Annotated in this window: 2 rRNA genes; both read left to right on the top strand. The window is 43.4% G+C overall.

What is annotated here, in order from left to right:
• A 23S ribosomal RNA gene (locus ADS77_RS21345) occupies window positions 1-223 on the top strand; the annotation flags it as partial.
• A gap of 192 nt (window positions 224-415) precedes the next feature.
• A 5S ribosomal RNA gene (rrf, locus tag ADS77_RS21340) occupies window positions 416-530 on the top strand.
• Window positions 531-583: the final 53 nt, after the last annotated feature.

Genomic DNA, 583 nt, shown 5'->3' with positions numbered 1-583 from the left:
GCTGGTGTTCGGGTTGTCATGCCAATGGCATTGCCCGGTAGCTACGTTCGGAACTGATAAGCGCTGAAAGCATCTAAGCGCGAAGCAGGCCTCGAGATGAGTTCTCACTAGAGCTATAAGCTCTCTGAAGGGCCGTTGGAGACTACAACGTTGATAGGCAAGGTGTGGAAGCATAGTGATATGTTAAGCTAACTTGTACTAATTACCCGTGAGGCTTAACCATACAACGCCAAACGCGTTTTATGTGATAGTTGATAGCGCAGAAGTTAAGATTGTAGGTCGTGATTTATCGCGACAACTAAAGTAGATTTACTAACAGCTGTAAGCGATAAGCTTAAAGTTGTAAGAAAACAATTATCAGCATTTTCCAAATTTTAATTAATTGGTTCGAAAGAGCGAATTAATACCAAATTTGCTTGGTGACAATAGCGTTTTGGACCCACCTGATCCCATGCCGAACTCAGTAGTGAAACGAAACAGCGCCGATGATAGTGTAGCATTTGTTATGTGAAAGTAGGTCATCGCCAGGCTCCAAATAAAGAAAGCCCGACTCATAGAGTCGGGCTTTTTTACGTCTGCAGGA

The sequence above is a fragment of the Pseudoalteromonas porphyrae genome (assembly GCF_001298125.1).
Classification (GTDB): Bacteria; Pseudomonadota; Gammaproteobacteria; order Enterobacterales; family Alteromonadaceae; genus Pseudoalteromonas; species Pseudoalteromonas neustonica.
Note: the sequence above shows the minus strand (reverse complement) of the source record. Positions and strands in the feature narration are given on the sequence as shown.